Annotated in this window: 25 protein-coding genes, 1 tRNA gene and 1 pseudogene; 9 read left to right on the forward strand and 18 right to left on the reverse strand. The window is 74.4% G+C overall.

Annotation, left to right across the window (positions count from 1 at the left end; translation table 11 throughout):
* Positions 1-2 precede the first annotated feature (2 nt).
* A complete protein-coding gene (locus ACLV7J_RS06820; RefSeq protein WP_411868348.1) occupies positions 3-305 on the reverse strand; it encodes a DUF3143 domain-containing protein in 303 nt (100 codons plus the stop codon).
* Positions 205-822, reverse strand: coding sequence for a J domain-containing protein (locus ACLV7J_RS06825; protein ID WP_411868349.1), 618 nt, complete (start codon positions 820-822; stop codon positions 205-207). The genes ACLV7J_RS06820 and ACLV7J_RS06825 overlap by 101 nt, the downstream gene beginning before the upstream one ends.
* Positions 823-877: 55 nt before the next feature.
* On the opposite strand from ACLV7J_RS06825, the gene rsmG reads away from it, so the two are divergent.
* The gene (gene rsmG, locus ACLV7J_RS06830) at positions 878-1,669 is read left to right on the forward strand and encodes a 16S rRNA (guanine(527)-N(7))-methyltransferase RsmG (RefSeq protein WP_411868350.1); all 792 of its coding nucleotides are present in this window, start codon (positions 878-880) and stop codon (positions 1,667-1,669) included.
* Positions 1,670-1,684: 15 nt separating this feature from the next.
* Here rsmG and ACLV7J_RS06835 read toward each other — a convergent pair whose 3' ends face one another.
* From ACLV7J_RS06835 to ACLV7J_RS06865, 7 genes are all read right to left on the reverse strand, one after another.
* A complete protein-coding gene (locus tag ACLV7J_RS06835) occupies positions 1,685-2,905 on the reverse strand; it encodes an aldo/keto reductase (RefSeq protein WP_411868351.1) in 1,221 nt (406 codons plus the stop codon).
* A complete protein-coding gene (locus ACLV7J_RS06840) occupies positions 2,905-3,327 on the reverse strand; it encodes a ferredoxin (protein WP_411868352.1) in 423 nt (140 codons plus the stop codon). Before ACLV7J_RS06840 ends, ACLV7J_RS06835 begins: the two co-directional genes overlap by 1 nt.
* Complete coding sequence (locus tag ACLV7J_RS06845) at positions 3,328-3,720, reverse strand: DUF1257 domain-containing protein (protein ID WP_411868353.1); 393 nt, start codon at positions 3,718-3,720, stop codon at positions 3,328-3,330.
* Positions 3,721-3,741: 21 nt separating this feature from the next.
* Positions 3,742-3,966 (reverse strand): DUF2997 domain-containing protein, encoded by a 225-nt coding sequence (locus ACLV7J_RS06850; protein WP_411868354.1) that lies wholly within the window; start codon positions 3,964-3,966, stop codon positions 3,742-3,744.
* Positions 3,967-4,052: 86 nt separating this feature from the next.
* Positions 4,053-4,853, reverse strand: coding sequence for a HEAT repeat domain-containing protein (locus tag ACLV7J_RS06855; RefSeq protein WP_411868355.1), 801 nt, complete (start codon positions 4,851-4,853; stop codon positions 4,053-4,055).
* A gap of 28 nt (positions 4,854-4,881) precedes the next feature.
* Positions 4,882-5,007, reverse strand: a complete 126-nt coding sequence (locus tag ACLV7J_RS06860) for a hypothetical protein (RefSeq protein WP_255126887.1) — start codon at positions 5,005-5,007, stop codon at positions 4,882-4,884.
* 60 nt (positions 5,008-5,067) lie between these two features.
* Complete coding sequence (locus tag ACLV7J_RS06865; protein ID WP_411868356.1) at positions 5,068-5,862, reverse strand: hypothetical protein; 795 nt, start codon at positions 5,860-5,862, stop codon at positions 5,068-5,070.
* 131 nt (positions 5,863-5,993) lie between these two features.
* On the opposite strand from ACLV7J_RS06865, the gene ACLV7J_RS06870 reads away from it, so the two are divergent.
* The gene (locus ACLV7J_RS06870; RefSeq protein ID WP_411868357.1) at positions 5,994-7,283 is read left to right on the forward strand and encodes an AmpG family muropeptide MFS transporter; all 1,290 of its coding nucleotides are present in this window, start codon (positions 5,994-5,996) and stop codon (positions 7,281-7,283) included.
* A 57-nt stretch (positions 7,284-7,340) separates the two neighbouring features.
* Here ACLV7J_RS06870 and thyX read toward each other — a convergent pair whose 3' ends face one another.
* Both thyX and ACLV7J_RS06880 read right to left on the reverse strand, forming a co-directional pair.
* Entirely contained in the window at positions 7,341-8,063 is a 723-nt protein-coding gene (gene thyX / locus ACLV7J_RS06875; RefSeq protein ID WP_411868358.1) for an FAD-dependent thymidylate synthase, read from the reverse strand.
* A gap of 136 nt (positions 8,064-8,199) precedes the next feature.
* Positions 8,200-8,709, reverse strand: a complete 510-nt coding sequence (locus ACLV7J_RS06880; protein ID WP_411868396.1) for a thioredoxin domain-containing protein — start codon at positions 8,707-8,709, stop codon at positions 8,200-8,202.
* A 194-nt stretch (positions 8,710-8,903) separates the two neighbouring features.
* On the opposite strand from ACLV7J_RS06880, the gene ACLV7J_RS06885 reads away from it, so the two are divergent.
* Both ACLV7J_RS06885 and ACLV7J_RS06890 read left to right on the forward strand, forming a co-directional pair.
* Positions 8,904-9,350, forward strand: a complete 447-nt coding sequence (locus tag ACLV7J_RS06885; RefSeq protein WP_411868359.1) for an NIL domain-containing protein — start codon at positions 8,904-8,906, stop codon at positions 9,348-9,350.
* Positions 9,350-9,853, forward strand: a complete 504-nt coding sequence (locus ACLV7J_RS06890; protein WP_411868360.1) for a hypothetical protein — start codon at positions 9,350-9,352, stop codon at positions 9,851-9,853. The genes ACLV7J_RS06885 and ACLV7J_RS06890 overlap by 1 nt, the downstream gene beginning before the upstream one ends.
* 15 nt (positions 9,854-9,868) lie before the next feature.
* Here ACLV7J_RS06890 and ACLV7J_RS06895 read toward each other — a convergent pair whose 3' ends face one another.
* Complete coding sequence (locus ACLV7J_RS06895) at positions 9,869-11,872, reverse strand: transglycosylase SLT domain-containing protein (RefSeq protein WP_411868361.1); 2,004 nt, start codon at positions 11,870-11,872, stop codon at positions 9,869-9,871.
* 167 nt (positions 11,873-12,039) lie between these two features.
* On the opposite strand from ACLV7J_RS06895, the gene ACLV7J_RS06900 reads away from it, so the two are divergent.
* A complete protein-coding gene (locus ACLV7J_RS06900) occupies positions 12,040-12,279 on the forward strand; it encodes a hypothetical protein (protein ID WP_255126899.1) in 240 nt (79 codons plus the stop codon).
* 52 nt (positions 12,280-12,331) lie between these two features.
* Complete coding sequence (gene glmM / locus ACLV7J_RS06905; RefSeq protein WP_411868362.1) at positions 12,332-13,720, forward strand: phosphoglucosamine mutase; 1,389 nt, start codon at positions 12,332-12,334, stop codon at positions 13,718-13,720.
* A 29-nt stretch (positions 13,721-13,749) separates the two neighbouring features.
* On the opposite strand, the gene ACLV7J_RS06910 is transcribed toward glmM, so the two are convergent.
* Genes ACLV7J_RS06910 through ACLV7J_RS06925 form a run of 4 tightly spaced genes read right to left on the reverse strand, consistent with a single transcriptional unit; the run spans position 13,750 to position 18,147 of the window.
* Positions 13,750-14,754: an N-acetylglucosamine kinase gene (locus ACLV7J_RS06910; RefSeq protein ID WP_411868363.1), complete on the reverse strand. Its 1,005-nt coding sequence runs from the start codon at positions 14,752-14,754 to the stop codon at positions 13,750-13,752.
* The gene (locus tag ACLV7J_RS06915; RefSeq protein ID WP_411868364.1) at positions 14,754-16,073 is read right to left on the reverse strand and encodes an IctB family putative bicarbonate transporter; all 1,320 of its coding nucleotides are present in this window, start codon (positions 16,071-16,073) and stop codon (positions 14,754-14,756) included. The genes ACLV7J_RS06910 and ACLV7J_RS06915 overlap by 1 nt, the downstream gene beginning before the upstream one ends.
* Complete coding sequence (trmB, locus tag ACLV7J_RS06920; protein ID WP_411868365.1) at positions 16,070-16,804, reverse strand: tRNA (guanosine(46)-N7)-methyltransferase TrmB; 735 nt, start codon at positions 16,802-16,804, stop codon at positions 16,070-16,072. The genes ACLV7J_RS06915 and trmB overlap by 4 nt, the downstream gene beginning before the upstream one ends.
* Before the next feature lie 11 nt (positions 16,805-16,815).
* Entirely contained in the window at positions 16,816-18,147 is a 1,332-nt protein-coding gene (locus ACLV7J_RS06925) for an FIST N-terminal domain-containing protein (protein WP_411868366.1), read from the reverse strand.
* A gap of 79 nt (positions 18,148-18,226) precedes the next feature.
* On the opposite strand from ACLV7J_RS06925, the gene ACLV7J_RS06930 reads away from it, so the two are divergent.
* Both ACLV7J_RS06930 and ACLV7J_RS06935 read left to right on the forward strand, forming a co-directional pair.
* Entirely contained in the window at positions 18,227-18,844 is a 618-nt protein-coding gene (locus ACLV7J_RS06930) for a DUF3177 family protein (RefSeq protein WP_411868367.1), read from the forward strand.
* 13 nt (positions 18,845-18,857) lie between these two features.
* Positions 18,858-19,217 (forward strand): hypothetical protein, encoded by a 360-nt coding sequence (locus tag ACLV7J_RS06935; protein WP_411868368.1) that lies wholly within the window; start codon positions 18,858-18,860, stop codon positions 19,215-19,217.
* Positions 19,218-19,349: 132 nt separating this feature from the next.
* Here ACLV7J_RS06935 and ACLV7J_RS06940 read toward each other — a convergent pair.
* Positions 19,350-19,421 (reverse strand) — tRNA-Thr (locus ACLV7J_RS06940).
* 94 nt (positions 19,422-19,515) lie between these two features.
* On the opposite strand from ACLV7J_RS06940, the pseudogene ACLV7J_RS06945 reads away from it, so the two are divergent.
* Positions 19,516-19,641: pseudogene (locus ACLV7J_RS06945) on the forward strand (photosystem II assembly family protein); the annotation flags it as partial.
* Here ACLV7J_RS06945 and ACLV7J_RS06950 read toward each other — a convergent pair.
* Positions 19,642-20,751 carry a low-complexity tail membrane protein gene (locus ACLV7J_RS06950; RefSeq protein ID WP_411868369.1) on the reverse strand — a complete coding sequence of 370 codons (1,110 nt, stop codon included), beginning with the start codon at positions 20,749-20,751 and terminating at the stop codon, positions 19,642-19,644. It abuts the pseudogene before it with no gap.
* Between the last annotated feature and the right edge of the window lies 1 nt (position 20,752).

Raw genomic sequence — 20,752 nt, forward strand, 5'->3', positions numbered from 1 at the left:
GCTCAGGGGCCGGCCAGAATCGCCGCCTCCACGTCGGCGCGGGAGAGGCCGTAGGGGAAGTGGCGCTCGTTGCGCAGCCCGGCTCGGGGGCCGTCTGCCGCAGCGGCGGGGGCCGTCGCCTGCTGCCAGCGGACGCTCAGCTCCTCGGCCTCCAGTTCGATCTCGGCGCTCCAGTCGCGGTGGTGCAGATCCCAGAGGCAGGGGTTACCCCGCTGCTGCACCGCCCCCAGCTCCTGCAGCCACTGCTCCAGGGCCGGCAGGGGGTGGTGATACAGGGGGGTCTGCGGCGACGGCAGGGGCGACATCCGAACGGGCGGAAGCGGGGAAGTCGGCAGTCTGCCCCGCCGAGTCCACGGGCGCCGGCCACCAGCTGGGGGGGCGGACCAGCTCGGCGCCGCGCGCCCAGGCCAGTCCCACCCCCAGCACCAGGCTGAAGACCACCGCCAGGGCCAGCAGCACCAGGGCGAACCACTCGCCACCGGAGAGGTCGCGCCGCACCGAGGCGGGCGGGCGGGTCACCACCCGCCGCAGATTCGGCGGCGGGGCGGGGGGCGTCGCCGCCAGGGTGGCGACCAGGCTGGCGTCGTAGGCGCGGCGGCGCTCGGGGTCGCTGAGGGCGTGGTAGGCCTGCTGCAGCCGGCCGAAGGCTTCCTGGGCCTCCACCTCCGGCAGGGTGGTGGTGTCCGGGTGGTAGAGCTTGCTCAGGCGCCGGAAGGCCTGGCGCAGCTCCTGGGCCGAGGCCGAAGGCTCCAGCTGGAGCAGCTCGTAGTGGTTGGCATGGCCCCTGTGGCGGGCCTCTCCGAGGGAATCGCCGGCGACCACCGCTGCAGCACCTGGTGTGCGGGATCCTAGAGAGCTTGCCCCTGCCCGCCCGCGGATGCCCGCCGCCCCCGAGCCCAGCGCTGCTGCCGCCACCAACGCCGCGGACCCCGATGGGGCCTGGGCCGGCCCGACCCCGGAGCTGTGGCAGGCCCTGGGCTGGGCGCCGGATGACAGCCAGCGGGCGCAGTTCATCGCCCTGCAGCAGCAGCTGCGCGAGTGGAACGGCCGCCTCAACCTCACCCGCCTGGTGGAGGGGGCCGACTTCTGGATCGCCCAGGTGTTCGACAGCCTCTGGCCGCTGCTGCCGCTGCTGCGGGAGCGCCCCGCAGCGGCGCTGCGCTGCATCGATGTGGGCACCGGCGGCGGCTTCCCGGGCCTGGCGGTGGCGATCGCCCTGCCCAACGCCCGCCTGACCCTGGTGGATTCGGTGGGCCGCAAGACCCAGGCGGTGCAGGCCATGGCCGAAGCCCTGGGCCTGGCGGAGCGGGTGGAGCTGCGCTGCGAGCGGGTGGAGCGCACGGGCCGCCAGAAGCGCTGCCGCGGCCAGTTCGACCTGGCACTGGCCCGGGCCGTGGCGTCGGCGCCGGTGGTGGCCGAATACCTGGTGCCCCTGCTGGCCAGCGGCGGCGAGGCGATGCTCTACCGCGGCCAGTGGTCGGCGGGCGACCAGACGGAGCTGGATCGGGCCCTGGCCCTGCTCAAGGCCCGGGTGAGCCGCCGCGAGCAGCGCGAGCTGCCGGCCGGCCGGGGCCTGCGCACCGCCCTGACCCTGCAGGCCACGGCCCCCTGCCCGGGCCAGTACCCGCGGGCGGTGGGGGTGCCCGCCAAGGTGCCACTCGGGGCCTGAACGCCGGCCGGGGCCTCAGCTCTGCTGCAGCCGGCGCACCGACTCACCGCCGATCCGCTGCCGCAGCCGCCGCAGCAGGTCGGGGATCTGCGCGGCCCAGGGGCTCTCGCCGAGCACGCCCAGCAGCTCTGCCTCACTCACCGAGACATCGAGTGGATCGGCATTGGCGCCGGGGAACCAGTGGCCGCCGGAGCCCAGCAGGCCGTAGCGGGCCCGGCCGAAGCTCTGCAGGTCCCAGGCCTCCAGCAGGGTGTGCAGCCACAGCAGCACCGGCAGGTTGATCTGGCCGGGGGTGTCCTGCCACTGGGGCAGGCCCTGCTCCCAGCTGGCGAGCCAGGCGTCACCCAGGGCCTCGCGCCGGGCCCGCTCCAGCCGCGCCACGATCGGCGGCAGCAGCTCCGCCGCCCGGGGCAGCAGCGCCACGGCCTGCAGGTGCAGCTCCAGGTCCTGCGGCCGGGCGGCCCCCACGCTGAGGGTGTGGATCCCAGGGGCCGACAGGCAGAACAGGTCGTTGAACACGATCGGGTGCAGCGGCGCGCAGAGCTCCAGGAGCCGCGGCGACGGGCTGTGCAGGTGGCCGCCCTTGTCGGTGGGGCTGATTACGAACACGCCCATGTCGTGGGCGGTGGCGGCCGCGATCGCCGGGCCGTTGTCCTGGCGGATGAAATACCAGTGCAGGTTGATGTAGTCGAAGCGATCCGACGCGATCGCCTCCAGGATCAGCGGCAGGGGGGCATGGGTGGAGAAGCCCACGGATCCGATGCGGCCCTCGGCCTGCCAGCGGCGGGCCACGTCCAGGCAGCCGCCGGGCCGCAGGGTCTGCTCCAGGTGCTCCGGCAGGTTGAGGCCGTGGATGGCCAGCAGCGCCACCCGCTCAACCCCCAGCCGCTCGAAGCTCAGGGCCAGTTCCGCCTCGAAGGCCGCCGCATCGTCCTGGGGCGGCACCTTGGTCTGCAGGAGGCGCCGGGGGTCGGGGCACTGGGGCAGCAGCCAGCCCAGCTGGCGCTCCGACGTGCCGTAATGGCGCGCGGTTTCCACGTGGTGGAAGCCATGGGCCACCGCCCGCTCCAGGGTGGAGCGCAGGTTGGCCTGGCTCTCGTCCGTGATCTGATCGGCGGGCAGGTCGCTCCAGCTCTGCTGGAAGCGCATCCCCCCCAGCGACAGCACCGGCATGGCCAGCTCGGTGCGGCCGAAGCGGCGGGTCGGCAGCGGGGCCGGCAACTCAGGGGATGCCATCAGGGCGACTCGCCCAGGGCGGAGCCACCGCGGGGAATCAAGCGCTTGGGCCGGGCCGCGCTCGGCAGCCCCAGGGGCAGCAGCTCCTGGCTGCGGGCCTGCTGCTCAAGGCCGGGCAGGTCCTCGTAGGCCACCCAGTGGATGCAGTCCACCGGGCAGGTGTCGATCGCCTCCTGGATCGTCTCGGTGCTGTCGCCGTCCTGGCGGAGGGCACGGGAGCGGCCCCAGTCGGGCTCCACCACGAAGGTGTTGCCGGCCACGTGGGCGCAGTAGCGACAGCCGATGCACACGGCCTCATCCACCCACACCGCCTTCTGGCGCAGCCCGCCACCCAGCAGCGGCTCACGGCCGCTGGGTTCGACGGCTGGAGCCGCGGCGGCCGCGAAGGCCAGGGAGGGATCGACCGGGACAGGCCGGGGCACTCAGCCGTCCCAGCGGGTCACCACCAGCTCGATGCTGCCGTCGAGGGCCTGGCGCTGCTCGCTCACCTGGAAGCCCTCCTGCTCGGAGGCGGCCAGGATGCTGCGCAGGGCATAGCGCTGGGTGAGCTGGGCCAGGAACCGCTCCACCGGCACCGGCTGCTTCCACAGGTCGAGGTCGGTCACCAGCTCGTAGCTGCCGACCTCGGCGTTCCAGCGGAAGCCGAGGTCGCCGCCCTGCTCGCTGGCGATGGCCAGGTCAGCGAGCACCGTCTGGCCGCGGTAGCCCCGCACCGGGCGCTCGCCCTCGCTTGGCTGGTGGCCCAGATCGCGCAGGGCCTCGAGCAGGGCGCTGCGGTCCCGGAGTTCCGTCTTGACGGTGCTGAAGTGCGACATGGGGCAGGACTCGCGGGGAACTCAGGACAGCGGTGCGGTGATGGTCTGCTCGGCGGTCACCGACTGGCCGGAAGCGAGCGCCTGGGCCTGGTAGGCCTCGGAGGTGGCGCGGCGCTGCTGCACCACGCCGAGCTTGGCCTCGATCCGCTCGGTGAGTTCCTCGCAGCCGCTGCCGGCGATGCCCTCCACCAGCTCCTCCACGCGACCGTCGGGTCGGATGCGGAATCGGATGGTGTGCTGGGCCATTCCGGGCAGCGGAAGGTGACGGGATGCTAGCCGCGTTGTCCAGGCGCCGGGGGCACGGGATCGGCCCAGCTGATGCGCCCAGGCGATCAGCTCAGCAGCCCCTCATCCACCAGGGTCTGCAGGCGCTCCAGCACCAGCGGATCCTCCAGCTGCTCCAGGGCGAGGCGTGCCTCGTCGCGCACGGTCAGGTCGCCGTCGTGGAGCATGGCCTTGAGCAGGGCCTCCACCACCTCCCGCTGGCGCGGCTCCACCAGATCGGCGTAGAGGCGGCCCAACGACCAGGCGCAGTTGCTGCGCACCACCGGCTCGCTGTCGATGCGCAGGCTGAGCAGCAGCTGGCCGGCGGCCTGGTCGGCCTTGGCCAGGCCCGTGGCGCCGGCGTCGGCCAGGGAGCTGGCGGCCCAGAGGCGCACGGCGGCGATGTCGTTCTCCAGGGCCCGGATCAGGGGATTCATCACCGGGGCATCCGGGTAGCTGCCCAGGCTCCAGGCCACGGCCTTGCGCACGTAGCCGTTGCTGTCGTTCTGGAGCAGGGCCAGCAGCGGGGTCACGGCCTGCAGGTCGGGGTTGCGGCCCAGGGCATAGACGGCGCTCATGCGCAGGATCGGGCAGCTGGCCTCCAGCAGGGGCAGCAGCTGGGCCGGGGCGCGCGGGTCGCGGTGCTCGCAGAAGATGCGCAGTCCCTGCATGCGCTCCTCGTGGCTGCCGCGCAGCAGCTGCAGACCCAGGTCGCACTCGGCGGCCACGTCGGCTTCACCGGGGTCGAGGGCGTCCAGGTCGTCGAGGGGATCCCCCAGCAGTTCCTCCGCCAGCTCCGAGGCGAGCACCTCCGGATCCAGGGCCAGCTCGGCCGGGCTGTGGGAGAACGGTGGGAAGGGGTCCGTCATCGGGGGATCGTAAAAGCCGGCCCCCGGCTCAGCCGATCGGCGCCGGGGCGGCCATGTCGCCCGGCAGCCAGATGCGGGCGCTCACCGCGAACAGGGCCAGGCCGAACAGCAGCACGATCGCGGCCGGAAGCAGGGTGGAGCGGAGAAACTGCACGGCGGACTCGGCGTTGGACCCATTGTGGCCGTCCAGCCGGCCCGACCCCGCCGGGCCTCCCTACTGGCCGCTGCCGTAGGCCACGACGCAGGCCGCATTGAGCAGCTGGGCGGCCTCGGCGCTGCTGGCGGGCAGGCCGTTGAGCTGGCCGCTCTGGCAATCCCCCTGGGCCGTCTGCAGCACGCCGTTGGCGCCGTAGGAGAAGCGCACGCCACTGGGGGGTGCGGCCAGCACCGTGGCGTAGTTGAGCTGGTAGCTGGTCTGGGGCACCACGAACACCGTGGACTGCTGGTCGGCGGCGCTGTTCACGGCATCGGCGATCACGGCACCGGTGGCCAGGCCCGCCACCCCCCAGCCCAGGGGCCGGACGCCGTACCAGCCGCTGGTCCAGGGCCGGGCGGCCCAGTAGCCACCCCCGGCCCAGCCCGGGTGATAGGCGGCGGCGCCATAGGCGGCGGACGGGGCGCGGGTGAGGCCCACCCCCGGAGCCCCCCAGCCGGCACCAGGGCGCACGCCCGCCCCGGAGGCCGGGCCGCCCACCCCACCGGCTCCCACTCCGGGGCGAGGGGTCAGACCGGCGCCGGGGGCACCCCAGCCGGCCCCGGGGCGAACGCCGGCACCCGAGGCAGGACCACCGACACCACCGGCCCCAACCCCGGGGCGGGGCGTCAGGCCGGCACCGGGGGCGCCGAAGCCGGCACCAGGACGCACGCCGGCGCCGGAGGCCGGGCCACCGACGCCGCCGCGGGCGGGGCGCGCCTGGGCTCCGGCCGTCAGCAGGTCCGCCCCGAGGACGAGGGTCAGGCCGGCGGCGGCCGCCCACCTGAGGCCCTGGAGAGAACAGCGGACAGCCATGGAGACAGGAGCGGGATGCCCCACTCTGGACAGACCAGGCCAGGTTGGCCGCGGCCGTCAGCGCCGCGCCATCGCCGCGCCAGGCCGGGGTCCCGGAACGGCCTTAGCGTGCCGCCACTTGAGCCGCCCCGATGGTCCCGCAGGTCAAGCCAGCCGGGCGGCCCGCCGGCACCACCCGCCGGCTCGTGGCCGTGACCGCCGAGGGCGTGGCCAGCGGCGCGCCGCTGATGGTGGGCAGCAAGCTGCTGCAGGGCTGGCTGACGGCCAGCGGCGTGCCCCTGGCCCTGATCGGCTTGATCCCCCTGGCGGAACTGCCCTACACGCTCAAGCTGTTCTGGGCGCCGCTGCTGGATCGCTGGCCGATCCCCTGGCCCGACCGCCGCCGCGGCTGGCTTCTGGTGATGCAGCTGTTGCTGGTGGCCGTGATCGCCGCCATGGCGCTGCTGCGGCCCAGCACCGACCCCGCCAATCTCACCGCCATCGGCGTGGCGGCCCTGGTGCTGGCGATCTGCAGCGCCACCCAGGACATCGCCGTGGATGCCTACCGCACTGACCTGCTGCCCGAGGCGGAGCGGGGACCGGGAGCGGCGGCGGCGGCCCTGGGCTATCGGGCCGCGATGCTCTCCGTGGGGGCCGGTGGCTTCCTGCTGGCCGATCGCTATGGCTGGCCCGCCGCCTTCCTCGCCGCCGCGGGCCTGGTGGCCGCCGTGGTGCCGTTCACGCTCACGGCGCCGAAGCTGCGGCCGGTGGAGCATGCGGTCACCAGCCTGCGCCAGGCGGTGGTGGGGCCGGCGCGGGAGTTCGTGCGGCGGGCGGGGCCGAACCGCACCTGGCAGCTGTTGCTGCTGGTGCTGCTCTACCGCTGGCCCGACGGCCTGCTCAGCGCCATGGCGATCCCGTTTCTCAAGCTGCAGGGCTTCAGCGAGGCGGACATCGGCCTGGTGCAGGGGGGCTGGGCCATCGGCGCCACCATGGTCGGCACGCTGCTGGGGGGCACCCTGTTCGCCTGGCTGGGCATGAACCGCTCGCTGTGGCTGTTCGCGATCGCCGGTGCCGCCGGCAACCTCAGCTACTGGGCCCTGGCCCGCTTCGGTGGCGGCTTCACCGGGCTGATTGCGGCGGTGAGCCTGGAGAACGTGAGCGGCGGCATGGTGGGCGCGGTGTTCGTGGCTCTGCTGATGAGCCTCTGCAACCCCCGCTTCTCCGCCACCCAGTACGCCCTGCTCTCGGGCGTCTACGCCATGAGCCGCTCGCTGCTCTCGGCGCCGGCGGGGCTGGTGGCCGAGCGGGTGGGCTGGCCCGGCTTCTTTCTGCTCACCGTGCTGGCCGCAGTGCCGGCCCTGCTGCTGCTGACGCGGCTGGCCCCCTGGAGCGAGTCGGAGGCGCGGGGGGCGTTCGATCCCGCGCGGGATCCCACCTGAGGGGGCCCTACGGCGCCAGCCGGGCGTCGCACCGGGAGGTGCGCCCAATGGCTGGCGCTACGGCGCCAGCCTTGCCTTGTGCAGCCGGCTCTTCTCGTACCAGGCGGCGATCTCCGGCGCCCAGGCCACGAAGTGGGGCCAGAGCAGATCGCAGAGCACCCGGATCTCCTCCTGGGCATCGAGCTTGGCCCGCAGGTCCATGAAGTGCAGGAACGCCCGCAGGCTGAAGCTCACCACGAAGTGCTGGCGGTAGTCGAAGGGGAGGATGCCGCGGGCGTGCTCCTCGGCGAAGCCGGCATCGAGCAGCTCGGCGTAGCGCTCGGCGGCCGCCTGGCAGAGCTGCAGGTCCTTGGCCCGCTGCTCCTCGGTGTACGCATACTTCTTGCCCTGGCGGTCGCTGTAGCTGCCCACCGGCCGCAGGTAGAACACCTCCTCCAGCTCCAGCTCCCCGCGGGCGGCGCGGCGGATGCGGTCGCCCGTGTAGCGCATCGACTGCACGTCGAAGCTCACCCCCACCCTGTGGGTGCGGGCCTGCTGCATCACCGAGTGGGGAAACCAGCCCACATTCAGCACGATCTGGGCATGCTCGAGCGGGCCGTAGTGGCCGCGCTCCCCCGCCAGCAGACGCTTCACGCAGATCTCGCCGGCCTTGGCCTCATCGGGCCAGTTGGCGCGGTCGGCCGCCACGAAGCCCTCCGAATAGTCCTGGTGCATCGCGGCGTAGATGCACTGCTGGGGGTTGGGGGTGGCGGCGATCAGCTCGACCCGGAAGCGGTTCATGGAGCGGTGGGCGCAGGCGGGGCCGGCGGCACCCTAGGTCCGCTGCCGCTGGGCGCTGCGGGGGTGAGCGAGGGTCCTGGCAGCCGCCGGAGGCCGCCTGGCCATCAGGGCAGGGTGAGCCCCAGCGGGGACCGGATCAGCCATGACTCCGGGGGCCGGCCAGCGGGGCCGTGGCGGCAGCGGCGGCCTGGCCCAGGCTGCTGACCGTGCCCACGCCGGCCAGGCGGGGCAGGGGGGCGGCGGCGATCAGGGCGCCGGAGAGGGCCTCCAGCTCGGGGCGGCTGCGGGCGCCCAGGGAACGGCCCACGGGACGGCCATCGGCGGCGAACAGCTCCAGCTGGGGAATGCCGTTCACCTCAAACCGCTCGAGTTCCGGCTGCCAGCGCGGGTTATCCACATTGAGCAGCACCACGTCGAGGGCGCCGCGGTGCTCCTGCTCGATCGCCTCCATCGCCGGCGCCATCGCCTGGCAGGCCTCACACCAGTCGGCGTAGAACTCCACCAGGGTGGGGCGGCCGTTGGCCAGGGCCACCGGCAGATCCAGCGACTGGCGCGCCAGCTTCTCCAGGGGCGCCGCCGGCTGCAGCCCGCCCCGCAGGGCGAACAGCGCCACGGCCAGCACGGCCGCCAGGGCCGCCAGCAGCATCCGGGCCCGGCGATCCAGCAGCGGTCCGGCCTGGGGCAGGGCCTGCGGACGGGTGGGGGAGGCGGAGGGCTCGGGGCTCACGCTTGGGAGCGCAGAGGGGTTGTTCACTCTGCCAGCGCCAGGCGATCGGTGCGGCGCCCCTGCGGTGGGGGCGGGCGAATGTTGCTACGGTCCGAGCTGGCGGAAGCCGAAGCGTGAAGCGGCGCATCACCCTGCATTTCCCCCGCGAGGCGGTGCACCAGCCGATCACCTACCGGCTGGCGGTGGAGTTCGACGTGGCCGCCAAGATCCTGCGGGCCCAGATCGCCCCCAACCAGAGCGGCACCATGGTGGTGGAGCTCTCCGGCGACATCGACGACCTCGACGCCGCCGAGCACTGGCTCGAAGGCCAGGGGCTGGCCCTCAACCGCGCCCAGGGCCAGATCCGCGTCGACCTCGACCGCTGCGTCGATTGCGGCATCTGCTCCAGCGTCTGCCCCAGCGGCGCCCTGGGCAGCACGCCGCCGCTCTGGCGGCTGCACTTCGACGCCCGGCGCTGCCTGGTCTGCGAGCAGTGCATCCCCAGCTGCCCGCTGGAGGCCATTGCCCTGGTGCTGGATCAGCCCAGCGCCGACCTGCCGGCCGTACGGAGCCTGTCCTGATGGCCCTGCTGCGTCTGCTGGTCCTGCCGGTGCGGGCACCGATGCTGCTGGTGCTGCTGCTGGTGTGCATCTACCAGGGTCTGCACTGGACCGACGTGGCCCGCCAGGTGGCGAGCCTGCCGGCGGTGGGAAGCGAGGGGGCGATCCTGCGCGACCTGTTCTGGCCCCTGCAGTGCGGCCAGGCCGTGCTGGTGGTGGTGCTGTGCACCATGCCGGACCTGCTGCTGCGGGAGCTCTCGCTGATGATGTCCTCCAGCAAGGCCCTCACCCTGGTGGTGACCCTGCTGGTGGTGATCACCGGCGGCCTCTACCTGATGCACCTGAGCGTGTTCGCCGAGGTGCTGGTACTGGCCTGCGCCGTCCTGCTGGCCCGCCTCGACCTCACGCGGCTGCGGATCGTGCCGCCGCCCTGGCTGGCGGTGACCTCCCTGAGCCTGCTCGTGCTGGCGGGGGTGTGGATCGGCCATCAGCTCCACGTCAGCCTCGATCGCTTCATTGGCTGAACCCGGCCCCGCCCGTCAGCAGCCGGGCTCCTCGGGGAGGCCGTAGCTCCAGGCGTTGCCCAGCACCTTCTTGGTGTACAGCCGCGTTTCCGGGTAGGGGATGGCCTCCGTCCACAGCTCGGGCTGGCGCCGCGGGTCGGGCCGCCCCGCCCCCAGCCAGCCGGCCACCGCGCCCGGCCCCGCGTTGTAGCTGGCCACCGCCAGGAAGGGCGCGCCCTGCCACTGGTCGAGCAGCTGGCGCAGGTAGCGGGCCCCCAGGGCGGTGTTGCGCTCCGGCTGCTTCAGCGCCTCCAGCGACTGGGGCTCGCCGGCGACCTCGGCGGCCGTGGCCGGCATCAGCTGCAGCAGGCCCACGGCGCCGACCGCCGAACTCACCCCCGCCGTGAAGCGGGATTCCTGGCGGGCCACGCCGAACAGCAGGTTGGGATCCAGCCCCGCCTGGGCAGCGGCCTGGGCAAAGGCGCTGCCGTAGCGGCGGGGGTGCAGCTGCTGCTCCCGCTGCCACTGCACCCGGCAGCTGCCGGCCGGCAGCCGCAGGGCGGCCTGGTCGAGCTGGCCCAGGCCGGTCCAGTCATCACCGATGCCAGTACGCAGCCGGCCCTCCAGTTGCAGCTGCCCGGGACCCTCCGGCGGGCGGCCGCCACGGCGGGTGCGCCACAGCTCCCAGGCCTCCAGCGGCAGATCGAGGCGCCAGAGCCGATCCAGCAGCGGATCGCCGCTGGCCAGCGGCTGCCAGGGCAGCTCGCGGGCCCCAGCCGCAGCCGGCGACGCGGCTGGGGCCCCGAGCCCCGCGGCCGTGGCCTGCGGATCGCGCGGGTCGCGCTCCTCAAGCTCCCCCAACCGCACCCGGGCCCGCCAGCCGTAGTAGCCGCCGGGGGCCAGGGGCAGCAGTTGGCGCCAGTAGCGCTCCGCCCCGGCCCGGTTGCCCTGGTTCTCGGCGGCCAGGCCCTGCCAGAACAGCTGGCGGGCGGCCAGGGGGGCCGGCAGCTGGTCGGGACGCAGGGCCGCCAGCAGGGTGGAGACCTCGCCCCACTGGCCCTTCAGGGCGGCGGCGCGGGCCAGCTCCCACTGCAGATCCCAGCTAGCCGGATCGCGGGGCCAGCGCTGCAGCACCCCCCGCCAGGGACGGCGGCGCTCCAGGGCCAGGCGCGCCTGCACCGGCGCGCTGTCCTGCAGGGAGGGGGGCAGCTGGGCCAGGCGGGCCAGGGCGGCGGGATCCTGCTGCTGGCTCAGCAGCGCGGTGGCCTCCAGGGCTTCGGGGCTGGCGGGGAGACGGCGGGCCAGGGCCAGCAGCCGGGCATCGCCCTGGGCCGGGGCCGGGCCCTCGCCCTTGAGCAGGGCCTTGCCCAGGCTCAGCTCCAGGGGGGCGGAGCCGCGCGCGCCCCGCAGGCAGGCCACGGCCGCCGGACCGTCCCCGAGCTGGGCCAGCCCCGCCGCCAGCTGGCCGCGCTCGGCGGCCGAGGGGCGCGGCCCCTGGGCGGCGCAGGCCTGGCGCAGCAGCGGCTCGGCACCGGGCCAGCGCGGCCCCCAGCGGGCCAGATGCACGGCCGCGCCCTGCTCCAGGGCGGCGGCCAGGGCGGCCGGATGGGCCGGGAAGCGTTGCAGCAGCCGCTGGCGCAGGGGGGGGCGGTCGCGGCCCAGCGCGTAGAGGGCATCGGCGCTGGCGGGCTGCTGCGGGAAGCGCTCCAACAGCTCGCCCCAGAGGGCCTCCGCCAGCGGCGCCTGACCGGCGGCGGCCGCGGCCTCGGCGCTGCGCTTGAGCGCCACCGCCGCCAGCGGGTCGCGGCCCCAGCCCTGGCCCCGCAGCAGCAGCACCTGGCGGGCTGGCGGGGTCTCGGGGCGGGCGCTGAGCAGCAGGGCAGCCTCGCGGCGCCGCTCCGGATCGGCGCTGACGTGGCGGAGCCGCTCCAGCTCGGCCGCCGGGGTGGTGGGATCGAGGGCGGCGGCCCCCTGGCTGAGCAGCTGGCGACCCGCCACCAGGGCCAGGCCCGTCCCCAGACAGGTGAGGCCGATCAGCAAGGCACCCCGGGGAGCGGGGGCGCCGCCGGAGGAGCCGGAAGAGGTCGCGCCGGAACGGCTGGCCGCTGGCGGAGGGGCGGCGGACGGGCTCGGCGCTGGCAAGGGCCGCGGGCAGATGGGGGCATTCTGCGGGAGTCGGCATGCTGGGGAGAACCGCGCCCCGGGCCATGGGCCTGCTCCATCCCCTGCAGCGCCGGCTGCCCGCCCTGCCGCCCCTGCTCAGCACCCTGCCTGGGGCGCCCCAGCGGCGGCGGGCCCTGCAGGTGCTGGCGGCCGCCGGGCTGGTGATGTTGCTGCGCCCCATCTGGCCGCTGGCGCTGCTGCCGGGCTGGCTGGTGGGCGCCCTGCTGCTCTGGGCCGCGGTCGAGCTGCTGCGCTGGGCCTGGTGGCCGCGGCGCTGGCGCTGAGGCGGCCCGGAACCAGCCCTTAGCCTGGCCGCTTGCTCGGCACTGCAGCGCGATGGCGGATCTGGCCCCCTTTCCGGTCGGTCAACCCCTGGACCCCGGCAGCGCCAGCTTCGGCACCGACGGCATCCGCGGCCGGGTGGGCAGCGTCGTCACCCCCGCCCTGGCCCTGCAGCTGGGCTTCTGGTGCGGCCAGGTGCTGCCGGCCGGCGGGCCGATCGTGATCGGTCGGGATTCCCGCAGCAGCGGACCGATGCTGGTGGCGGCCCTGGCCGCGGGCCTCACCGCCGCCGGCCGCGAGGTGTTCGACATCGGCCTGTGTCCCACCCCGGCGGTGCCCGGCGCGATCCGGCGGCTGGGGGCCAGCGGCGGCCTGATGGTGTCCGCCAGCCACAACCCGCCCCACGACAACGGCATCAAGGTGTTTGGCGCCTGCGGCGCCAAGCTCGGCCGCGGGCAGCAGGCGGCCATCGAGGCGGGCCTGCACGGGGCGGCACCCGCCGCTGAGCTGCCGGGCAACGGCAGCGTGCACCGGCGCGACGACCTGCTGATGGGCTACCGCGAGGCCCTGCTGGCGAGCGTCGGCAGCACCCGCCTCGACGGCCTCAAGGTGGTGCTCGACCTCTGCTGGGGCTCGGCCACCAGCTGCGGCGAGGCGGTGTTCCGCAGCCTCGGGGCGGATCTCACCGTGCTGCACGGCGAGCCCGACGGCAGCCGCATCAACCAGGGCTGCGGCAGCACCCACCTGGAACCGCTGCGGGCTGCGGTGCTGGAGCGGGGTGCGGCGATGGGCTTCGCCTTCGATGGCGACGCCGACCGGATGCTGGCGGTGGACGGCCGCGGCCGGGTGGTGGACGGCGACCAGATCCTCTACCTCTGGGGCCAGGCCCTGATGGCGGGCGGCCAGCTGCCCGCCAACCGGATCGTGGCCACCGTGATGAGCAACCTGGGCTTCGAGAGGGCCTGGCAGGCGAAGGGCGGTCTGCTGGAGCGCACCGCCGTGGGCGACCAGTACGTCCACGCGGCGATGGAGAAGCTGGGGGCGGCCCTGGGGGGAGAGCAGTCGGGGCACATCCTCTCGGCCCACCACGGCATGAGCGGCGACGGCCTGCTCACCGCCCTGCAGGTGGCCAGCCTGATCAGCCAGCAGGGGGGATCCCTGGCCGACTGGATGGACGGCAGCTTCCAGCCCTACCCCCAGAAGCTGGTGAACGTGACCGTGCCCGACCGGCAGCGCCGCACCGGATGGGAGCAGTGCGAGGCCCTGTCCAGCGCCGTGGCCGCCGCGGAGGGCGCCATGGCCGGGCGCGGGCGGGTGCTGGTGCGGGCCAGCGGCACCGAGCCACTGCTGCGGGTGATGGTGGAGGCCGCCGAGCAGGGCGACGTGGACCACTGGGCCGGGCACCTGGCGGCCCTGGCGGAGCAGCACCTCAACGCCGCCTGAGGCCGCCGGCAGCCCCCTGGGGCTTGGCCTCAGTCCCGCAGGCGCTCGGCGGCCAGGGCCAGGGCGCCGTCGCTGGCATCGCCGGCGGGGGGCACGAGGCGGGCGGCCGGGAGCCGCCGGGCCAGCTGCTCGGCCAAGCCCTGGCGCAGCTGGGCCAGATGGGTGACGGCCCCACCCACGGCGCACACCGGCGGGTCCTGCAGGCCCAGGGCCGCGGCGACGCCGCCCACCAGCTCCGCCAGGGCCTCGGCCGAGCGGGCCAGGATGCGCCGGGCGTGGGGATCTCCGCTGGCCGCCAGCTGATCGAGCAGGGGCGCCAGGCGCGCAAACCCCGCCGGCCCGAAGCCCGGATCCACCACCGCCGCCTTCACCGCCTGGGCGTCCTCGGCGCCCAGGGCCTGCCAGAGCGCAGCCCGCAGGGGGGTCTCGGGCAGCCGCCCATCGGCCATCTGCACGCTCAGGGCCAGGCCGTCGCGACCCAGGTCCATGGCGGAGCCGGCCCCATCCAGCAGCCAGCCCCAGCCGCCGCAGCGGTGGGTGCGACCGGCGCCGTCGCGGCCCAGGGCGATGCAGCCGGTGCCGCTGATCACCAGGATGCCGGGGCCCCGGGGGACGGCCCCGCCCAGGGCCGTGCGCTCGTCGCCCGTGACGGCCAGCCGCTCCAGGGGCAGGCCCAGGGCAGCCGCCGCCAGGTCCAGGCCCTGGGCCTGCACGGCACTGCCGTGCTCGATGCCGCTGGCGCCGATCGCCGCGGCCGCCAGGGGGAACGCTGCCACGCTGGCGGAGCCGGAGGCCACCAGCGCCGCCCGGGCCACCGCCAGGCTGTCGTTGAGGGCCGCCACGAACCGCTCCGGGCCACCCGGGGCGGCCAGATGGCTGACGCCGCCGGCCTCGCCCTCGGCCAGCAGCTGGCGGCGGCCATCGGCCCCCACCCAGGCCAGGCGGCAGCGCGTGTGGGTCTGGCCCGCATCGAAGCCGGCGATCAGGTGGCCGGGGACAGGCTCACCTGGCAGCGGGGTCGGAGCAGGGCCCATCAGGGGGCGTCAGCCGTGCGGCTCACCGCCAGGCTGGCCAGGCAGAACCAGCCGGTGAGCTGCACCTCCGGCCGGAAGAAGATCGTGTCGGTGACCCCCTGGGCACACAGGCCCGCGATCGCCGCCACCGCGCCCAGGGCCGGCAGGGCCCAGGCGGATTCGCCGCGCAGCTGGGCCAGGCCCTGGCGCAGGCTGGCCGTCAGCAGCCCCAGGCCCGCCAGCAGGGCGGGAATGCCGCCCTCCACCAGCAGCTCCAGCGGCACCGAGTAGGCGCTCAGGGCGTTGAACTTGGGCTGCTGATAGAGGGGGTAGATCAGGTTGAAGGCCGTGTTGCCCGGCCCGATCCCCAGCCAGGGGCGGTCCTGCACCATCTGCAGGACCGCCAGCCACACGTTGATCCGGAAGTTGTTGGAGCTGTCCTGACGGCCCACGAACAGGCTCATCACCCTCACCTGCAGCGCCTCGATCTGGGTCACGGCCACCACCAGCACCGCCACGCCCAGCAGCAGCACCAGCAGTGGCACCAGCCGCCGCCACAGGGCCGGCCAATGGCGGATGGCGCGCAGCAGCAGCAGCAGCCCCACCGCCCCCAGGGCCGCCACCATCCCCAGCCAGCCGCCGCGGCTGTAGCTGAGCAGCAGGGCCGCGGCCCCGAGCACCAGGGCGGCGGCCGCATAGAGCCGCTGGGGCCAGCTCCGCCAGCGCAGCAGCGCCACCACCGCCAGGGGCAGGATCGGGATCAGGTAGCCCGCCAGCAGGTTGGGGTTCTCCAGGGGGCCGTAGACGCGGATCGTGCCGTCGGCCACGGAGTTGGGATCGGCCCAGCGGGCCAGGGCGCTGGTGTCGCCGTAGAGCTGGCGGATGGCGATCACGCTGGTGGCCAGCTCGCCCGCCAGCAGGGCGGCCACGATCCGGTCCCACCAGGGGGGAGCGGCCGCCAGCAGCTGGCGCATCAGGGCGTAGACCCCCAGGTAGCTCACCAGCTTGGCCAGGCCCTTGGCCGCCGCCACCGGCACCGGCGAGAAGCCCGTGGCCAGCAGCATTACCCCGAGCATCACCAGCAGCCAGCCACTGATGGCGCCGATCCGACCGGGGGGGGTGCGCAGGGCCCACAGCACCCAGAGCAGGCCCGAGGCGGTGATCAGCAGGCTGAGGCCGCCGCGGGTCACCAGGGGCAGGCCGGCCATCAGGGCGCAGAGCACCAGGCCCGCCACCAGGCTGAGCCGCGAGGCCAGCGGCCCGGTGCCCCCCGCCAGCAGCCCCTGCCAGCGCAGCAACCAGGGGGTGGCCGGTTCGGCCGGCGGAATGGCCTGGGTCATGCGGCGGGGGGTTCGGAGGCCGGCGTGGTCGCCGGGTCGTCGGGCGGATTATCGGCGGCCCGCTGCCATTCCTCCAGGGCCGCGAGCGGCGGCAGGGGGGCACTGGTGCGCCGGTAGAGCACCCGATACACCGGCAGGCCCTGGTTGAGCACGTAGGTCTCGCGCTCGGTGGGCACCGCCAGCGGATTGGTGCGGCGCCAGGGGCGCTCGTCGCCGGCGGGGCGCTCGAAGCAGCCACTGGCCTCGGTGAGGGCCACCATCGGCTCGATCACCGCCGGCACGTCGCTCTGCAGGAACAGCTCCCGCCCCGGAGCCAGGGCGGCGGCGACGCTGAGCAGCAGCGCCGGCTGCAGCACCCGGCGCTTGTGGTGTTTCTTCTTGAACCAGGGGTCGGGAAACTGGATCGACACCCGCTCCAGCTGCCCGGCCGGCAGGGCCGCCAGCCAGTCCTGCAGGCTGATGTTGGCGTTGCAGAACAGGAAGTGCAGGTGAGAGAGCCCCAGGGCGTCGCGGTCCGCCTGGGCCGCCTGCACCAGGGGCCGGCGGATCTCCACCCCCAGGTAGTTGCGCTGGGGTTCGGCCTGGGCCAGGGCCAGCAGGAAGCGGCCGCGGGCGCAGCCGATGTCCAGGTGCAGGGGCCGATCGGGCTCCGCGAACAGCTCGGCCGGCGGCGGCAGGGGCCGGGGCTGCTGGAAGAAGCGGCTGAGCGGGTTGACGTGCTGACGGACCATCGCGGACGGATTCAGACCTCTGGCGCAGGCTCGGGATCCCCCAGCAGGAAGCCCCAGCTGGCGGTGTAGCCGTGCAGGTGGGTGGTGCCGGCCACCGGCCCGATCTCGCCGTTGCAGAAGGCGCCGGCGATCGGAAGCCGGGGGAAGAGGGCGCCCGCCAGCTCCACATCACCGTCGGCGCGGCCGTAGAGGCCCTCGCCCCGGCCCAGGCAGGCGAACAGCAGCGCCGCCAGCGGCTCACCGCCGCGCCGCTGCAGTGAGCCCAGCAGTTGCTCCTGCTCCTGGCGGGAGGCGCCGGCGTCGCGCAGGTGGAACTGCACCTGCTGGCCCACCCGCATCCGCTCCGCCACCGCCACCGCCCCGTTGCGGGGATCGACGCCGATCAGGTTGCGCACCAGGAACGCCGGACGCTGCAGGCCGTCGTCGGGGCCGCCGAGCTGGAAGCTGCTGCGGGCCACCCCCAGGAACAGGGCGTGGCGAACCAGCTCCTTCTCCGCCGGCGCCAGGGTCTCGAGGATGGCCTGCAGGCAGGCCACCGGCGTGCCGCGCTGGTTATCGGCGCTGAGCTGCTGGAGCACGTTGCGCTCGGCCTTCTCCACGGCGAACACCGGGCCGATCGGCCGGCAGCCCTGGGCCACCACCGGCTCGATCCGCCAGCGGCCGCCGATCAGGCAGCCCACCGCGCCGCCCACCACCCGGTCGTCGAAGAACAGGGAGCCGTGGCTGGCGCTGTGCTGGCCGGCGATGCCGCCCACCTTGGCGATGCCGGGGTAGGCGTAGTCGAGGCCGCTGATCAGGTCGTTGATGGCCGGGCAGCCCGGATCCACGAACAGCAGCATCGAGCGCCCCCGCTCGGGATCGGCCCCCACCCACTGGATCCACTGCTGGCTGGGGCCATCCAAGTCGGGCAGGGCGTCGCCCTCGAGCTGGAAGAGCTGCAGGTCGGCGCCGGGCAGATCCAGCAGGGTGACGCTGAGGGCCGGCTGCTGCTCCAGCTCATGGGGCACGCCATCGGGGCCCGTGCCCACCACACCGCCGCCGGCGCAGCCGATCCAGTGGCGGGCCGGGATCGCCTCCCGCAGCAGCGGCAACAGCCGCTGCAGATCGCTGGCGAAGGCCGTGGAACAGAACACCAGGGCGAGATCCGCCGGCTGGGGCGCCCGGCCGGGCAGGCGGGGGCGCCGCGGGGCCTGCCGGTTCAGATCGCGCACGATCTCGGCCACCGCCAGCTCCAGGGCCACCGCCCGGGAGAGGGCCGTGCGGCAGCGGGCCACCCGCCCGCGGCGGGCTCGCCAGGGCAGGGACCAACGCCGCGCAAGCTGGGCCGGAAGACGTACCGCCATAGGCGGACCCTACCGTGGGCCCGCCGGCGGGCAGGGGTGCGCCGGGCCGCGGATAATGGCACCTCCCTGAGCCCTCCCCGTGCCGGACCTGTTGCCCTACCGCACCCTTGTCTGGCTCGACTACCGCCTGGCGGCGATCTTTGCCCTGGGGCTGCCGCTGGTGCTGCTGATCTGGGCGACCCTCAAGCGGGAGCAGGCCCTGCTGCGCCTGCTGGGCATCTACTGGCGGGTGGCCAGCCTGCTGCCGATCACGGTGCTGCTGCTGACCGACGCCAGGCCCCTGGGCTATCTGCTGGGGGCCGTGGCCCAGCTGCTGCTGGTGGCCTCGGTGTGGTTCTGGGTGGACCTCAACGAGGAGCTGGCCGACCTGCCCCCCTGGCGGCCCCTGCCCTTCACGGTGCGGGCCTGGCGCTGGGGACTCACGGTGTTCGGGCTGCTGGGGGCGGCCCTGAGCGCCTCGGCCTTCCGCTGCCTGGCGGGCGCCCTGCAGCAGCCCGTCTGCGCCGTGTGGCTGGAGGCCCCCAAGGGCCTGCACCTGCATGTGGCCAAGGTGTTCTCCTTCGTGTTCGGCGGCGAGTGGACTTCCGCCGTGGCGGCCTTCGTGGGCTACCTGGGCCTGGTGGCCTACGTGGTGGGGCTGCTGCAGTGGCTGCTGGTGCGGCTGCCGAAGCAGGGGCGCGTGGCCGGTGGCTTCTGACGTGGAGCCGGTGATGCCATCCAACCCCCCGACCATCGCCGAGCTGCTGGCCGCCCTGGAGGAGCTGAGCCGTTCCCGGTCGGATCGGGTGCTGCGGCTGCGGGGATGCCTGCCGATCCCGGGCACTGGGTCGGACGGGCCTGGCGGGGCAGACGGCTCCGAGCCCTTCGAGCTGTTGATCTTCCGCGGCTTCTCCAGCAGCGTGAGCCATCCCACGGCCTTTGACCCGGATCAGCCGGCCCTACCGGAGGGCGCCGTGATCGAGACCGCGGAGCTGCTGGAGGGCCCCCTGAATCCGGCGGCTGAGCGGCTTCTGGCCGGACCGGGACCGGTGCAGGAGTTTCTGAGCCCTGAGCACTGGCAGTCGGCGTGATCGGGCGGCATGACGGCAATCCAGCCGCTAGCGGCCGGCGCCGATCAGCCCGAAGCCATCCGAGCCAAGAGCCCGAACAGAACAAAGGCCCAATCCATGATTGAGCCCGAAGCAATAACTTTTGGAGCCAAAAGCCGGTGACTGGATTTGAACCTGCGACCTACTGATTACGAATCAGTTGCTCTACCACTGAGCTACACCGGCGTGGCCACGAATTTAGCATTCGGCCCTCAGCCGCTGGCCGTCGATGGTTCCTCCCGCCCGTGACCCCCTGGACCCGGCCCTGCGCGCCCGACTGATGCAGGAGGCCCGCACCCCCTGGCGGGGTCTGCGGCGGGGGCTGTGGCTGGCCTTCACCGCATCGGCCGGCGTGGGCCTCGCCGCCATGGCGCTGCGGGCCTCCGCCGGCGGTGAGGTGGCCGGTTCAGACCTGCTGATCCAGGTCAGTGCCCTCGGCCTGTTCGGCCTGCTGCTCTGGAAGGATCGCAGCGGTCCCGTCGACGAGGCTGGGCTCACTGACGGGAAGGTCGGCCGGGGCGGCCGCGAGGGGCGCTGACACCTCGGGGAGCTCGGGCAGGGGGTCCGGCGCAGGCTCGGTGGACGGATCGGGCTCCGCGAATGGCTCAGGCTCCGCGGACGGCTCAGGGTCCACGGCCTCTTCCCTCGCGTGATCGGGCTCGAACGACTCCATGGGTGCCGTGGGCTCCACGGACTCAACTGGCTCGGGCTCGCTGGTCTGCTCGGGCTCGCTGGTCTGCCCGGGCTCGCTGGGCGCAGGGGGCTCGGAGGCCAGGCCAGAAGCCTGTCCTTGGGGCTTAGTGGCTTCAGGCACTGACTCCGGGGCCGTGGCCGCTTCCGTTGCCGCTCGAGCCGGGGAGGCCGCGGCCGGAGGCTGGGGATCCAGTTGGAGCGGTGCCAGCAGCAGTAGGGGCAGCCCCAGGTTCAGACGCCGCTCGGCCGCCTCGGCCTGGCTGAGGGGCGTGGTGACCGCCACGAGCTCGGACCGGCGGCTGAGCATCCACAGGGCCTGCACCAGCTGGTGCCACTGCCACTGCAGGAGCGCCAGCACCAGGGCCGCCGCCAGCAGGCCGACCAGCCGGGAACTGCCGGCCAGGGGCGACCAGGACCAGGCCAGGCCCGCCGCGCCGTCCGCCCACCAGATCAGGGGCAGCGACAGAACCACACCGGCGCTGGTGAGCAGCTTGAGCGGCAGGACCTCCTGCAGGGCGCTGAGCCGCAACTGATCGGGTCGCCGGCCCCGCAGCGGCACCTGCAGCAGCAGCAGCGACCACAGATCCGGCGGCAGGCGCCAGAACAGGAAGGCCGAGCCCAGGCCACCGAGGGCCCAGGCCAGCAGCCGCTCCAGAGCCGGCCAGGGTCCTGGGTCGGCGCCACCGAGCACCAGCACCAGCAGCACTGCCTCCAGGGGCAGGGCCGCCAGGCCGAGCAGCTGCAGCCAGAGCAGCGGTTCGCGCCGGGCGGGATGGCCCGGCAGCGGGGTGGCCTGGGGCAGGTCGGCCCGGCTGGTGGTCACG

The organism is Vulcanococcus limneticus LL (genome assembly GCF_943369875.1).
GTDB lineage: Bacteria > Cyanobacteriota > Cyanobacteriia > PCC-6307 > Cyanobiaceae > Vulcanococcus > Vulcanococcus limneticus_A.

Coding starts and splice junctions, on each gene's coding strand:
- ACLV7J_RS06900 (WP_255126899.1), top strand. CDS start 12,040: ATGGGCCTGCTCCATCCCCTGCAGCGCCGGCTGCCCGCCCTGCCGCCC.
- rsmG (WP_411868350.1), top strand. CDS start 878: ATGCCCGCCGCCCCCGAGCCCAGCGCTGCTGCCGCCACCAACGCCGCG.
- ACLV7J_RS06915 (WP_411868364.1), bottom strand. CDS start 16,073: ATGACCCAGGCCATTCCGCCGGCCGAACCGGCCACCCCCTGGTTGCTG.
- ACLV7J_RS06835 (WP_411868351.1), bottom strand. CDS start 2,905: ATGGCATCCCCTGAGTTGCCGGCCCCGCTGCCGACCCGCCGCTTCGGC.
- ACLV7J_RS06925 (WP_411868366.1), bottom strand. CDS start 18,147: ATGGCGGTACGTCTTCCGGCCCAGCTTGCGCGGCGTTGGTCCCTGCCC.
- ACLV7J_RS06910 (WP_411868363.1), bottom strand. CDS start 14,754: ATGGGCCCTGCTCCGACCCCGCTGCCAGGTGAGCCTGTCCCCGGCCAC.
- ACLV7J_RS06935 (WP_411868368.1), top strand. CDS start 18,858: ATGCCATCCAACCCCCCGACCATCGCCGAGCTGCTGGCCGCCCTGGAG.
- ACLV7J_RS06820 (WP_411868348.1), bottom strand. CDS start 305: ATGTCGCCCCTGCCGTCGCCGCAGACCCCCCTGTATCACCACCCCCTG.
- ACLV7J_RS06845 (WP_411868353.1), bottom strand. CDS start 3,720: ATGTCGCACTTCAGCACCGTCAAGACGGAACTCCGGGACCGCAGCGCC.
- ACLV7J_RS06850 (WP_411868354.1), bottom strand. CDS start 3,966: ATGGCCCAGCACACCATCCGATTCCGCATCCGACCCGACGGTCGCGTG.
- thyX (WP_411868358.1), bottom strand. CDS start 8,063: ATGAACCGCTTCCGGGTCGAGCTGATCGCCGCCACCCCCAACCCCCAG.
- ACLV7J_RS06865 (WP_411868356.1), bottom strand. CDS start 5,862: ATGGCTGTCCGCTGTTCTCTCCAGGGCCTCAGGTGGGCGGCCGCCGCC.
- ACLV7J_RS06855 (WP_411868355.1), bottom strand. CDS start 4,853: ATGACGGACCCCTTCCCACCGTTCTCCCACAGCCCGGCCGAGCTGGCC.
- ACLV7J_RS06890 (WP_411868360.1), top strand. CDS start 9,350: ATGGCCCTGCTGCGTCTGCTGGTCCTGCCGGTGCGGGCACCGATGCTG.
- ACLV7J_RS06880 (WP_411868396.1), bottom strand. CDS start 8,709: ATGCTGCTGGCGGCCCTGGCGGCCGTGCTGGCCGTGGCGCTGTTCGCC.
- ACLV7J_RS06870 (WP_411868357.1), top strand. CDS start 5,994: ATGGTCCCGCAGGTCAAGCCAGCCGGGCGGCCCGCCGGCACCACCCGC.
- trmB (WP_411868365.1), bottom strand. CDS start 16,804: ATGGTCCGTCAGCACGTCAACCCGCTCAGCCGCTTCTTCCAGCAGCCC.
- glmM (WP_411868362.1), top strand. CDS start 12,332: ATGGCGGATCTGGCCCCCTTTCCGGTCGGTCAACCCCTGGACCCCGGC.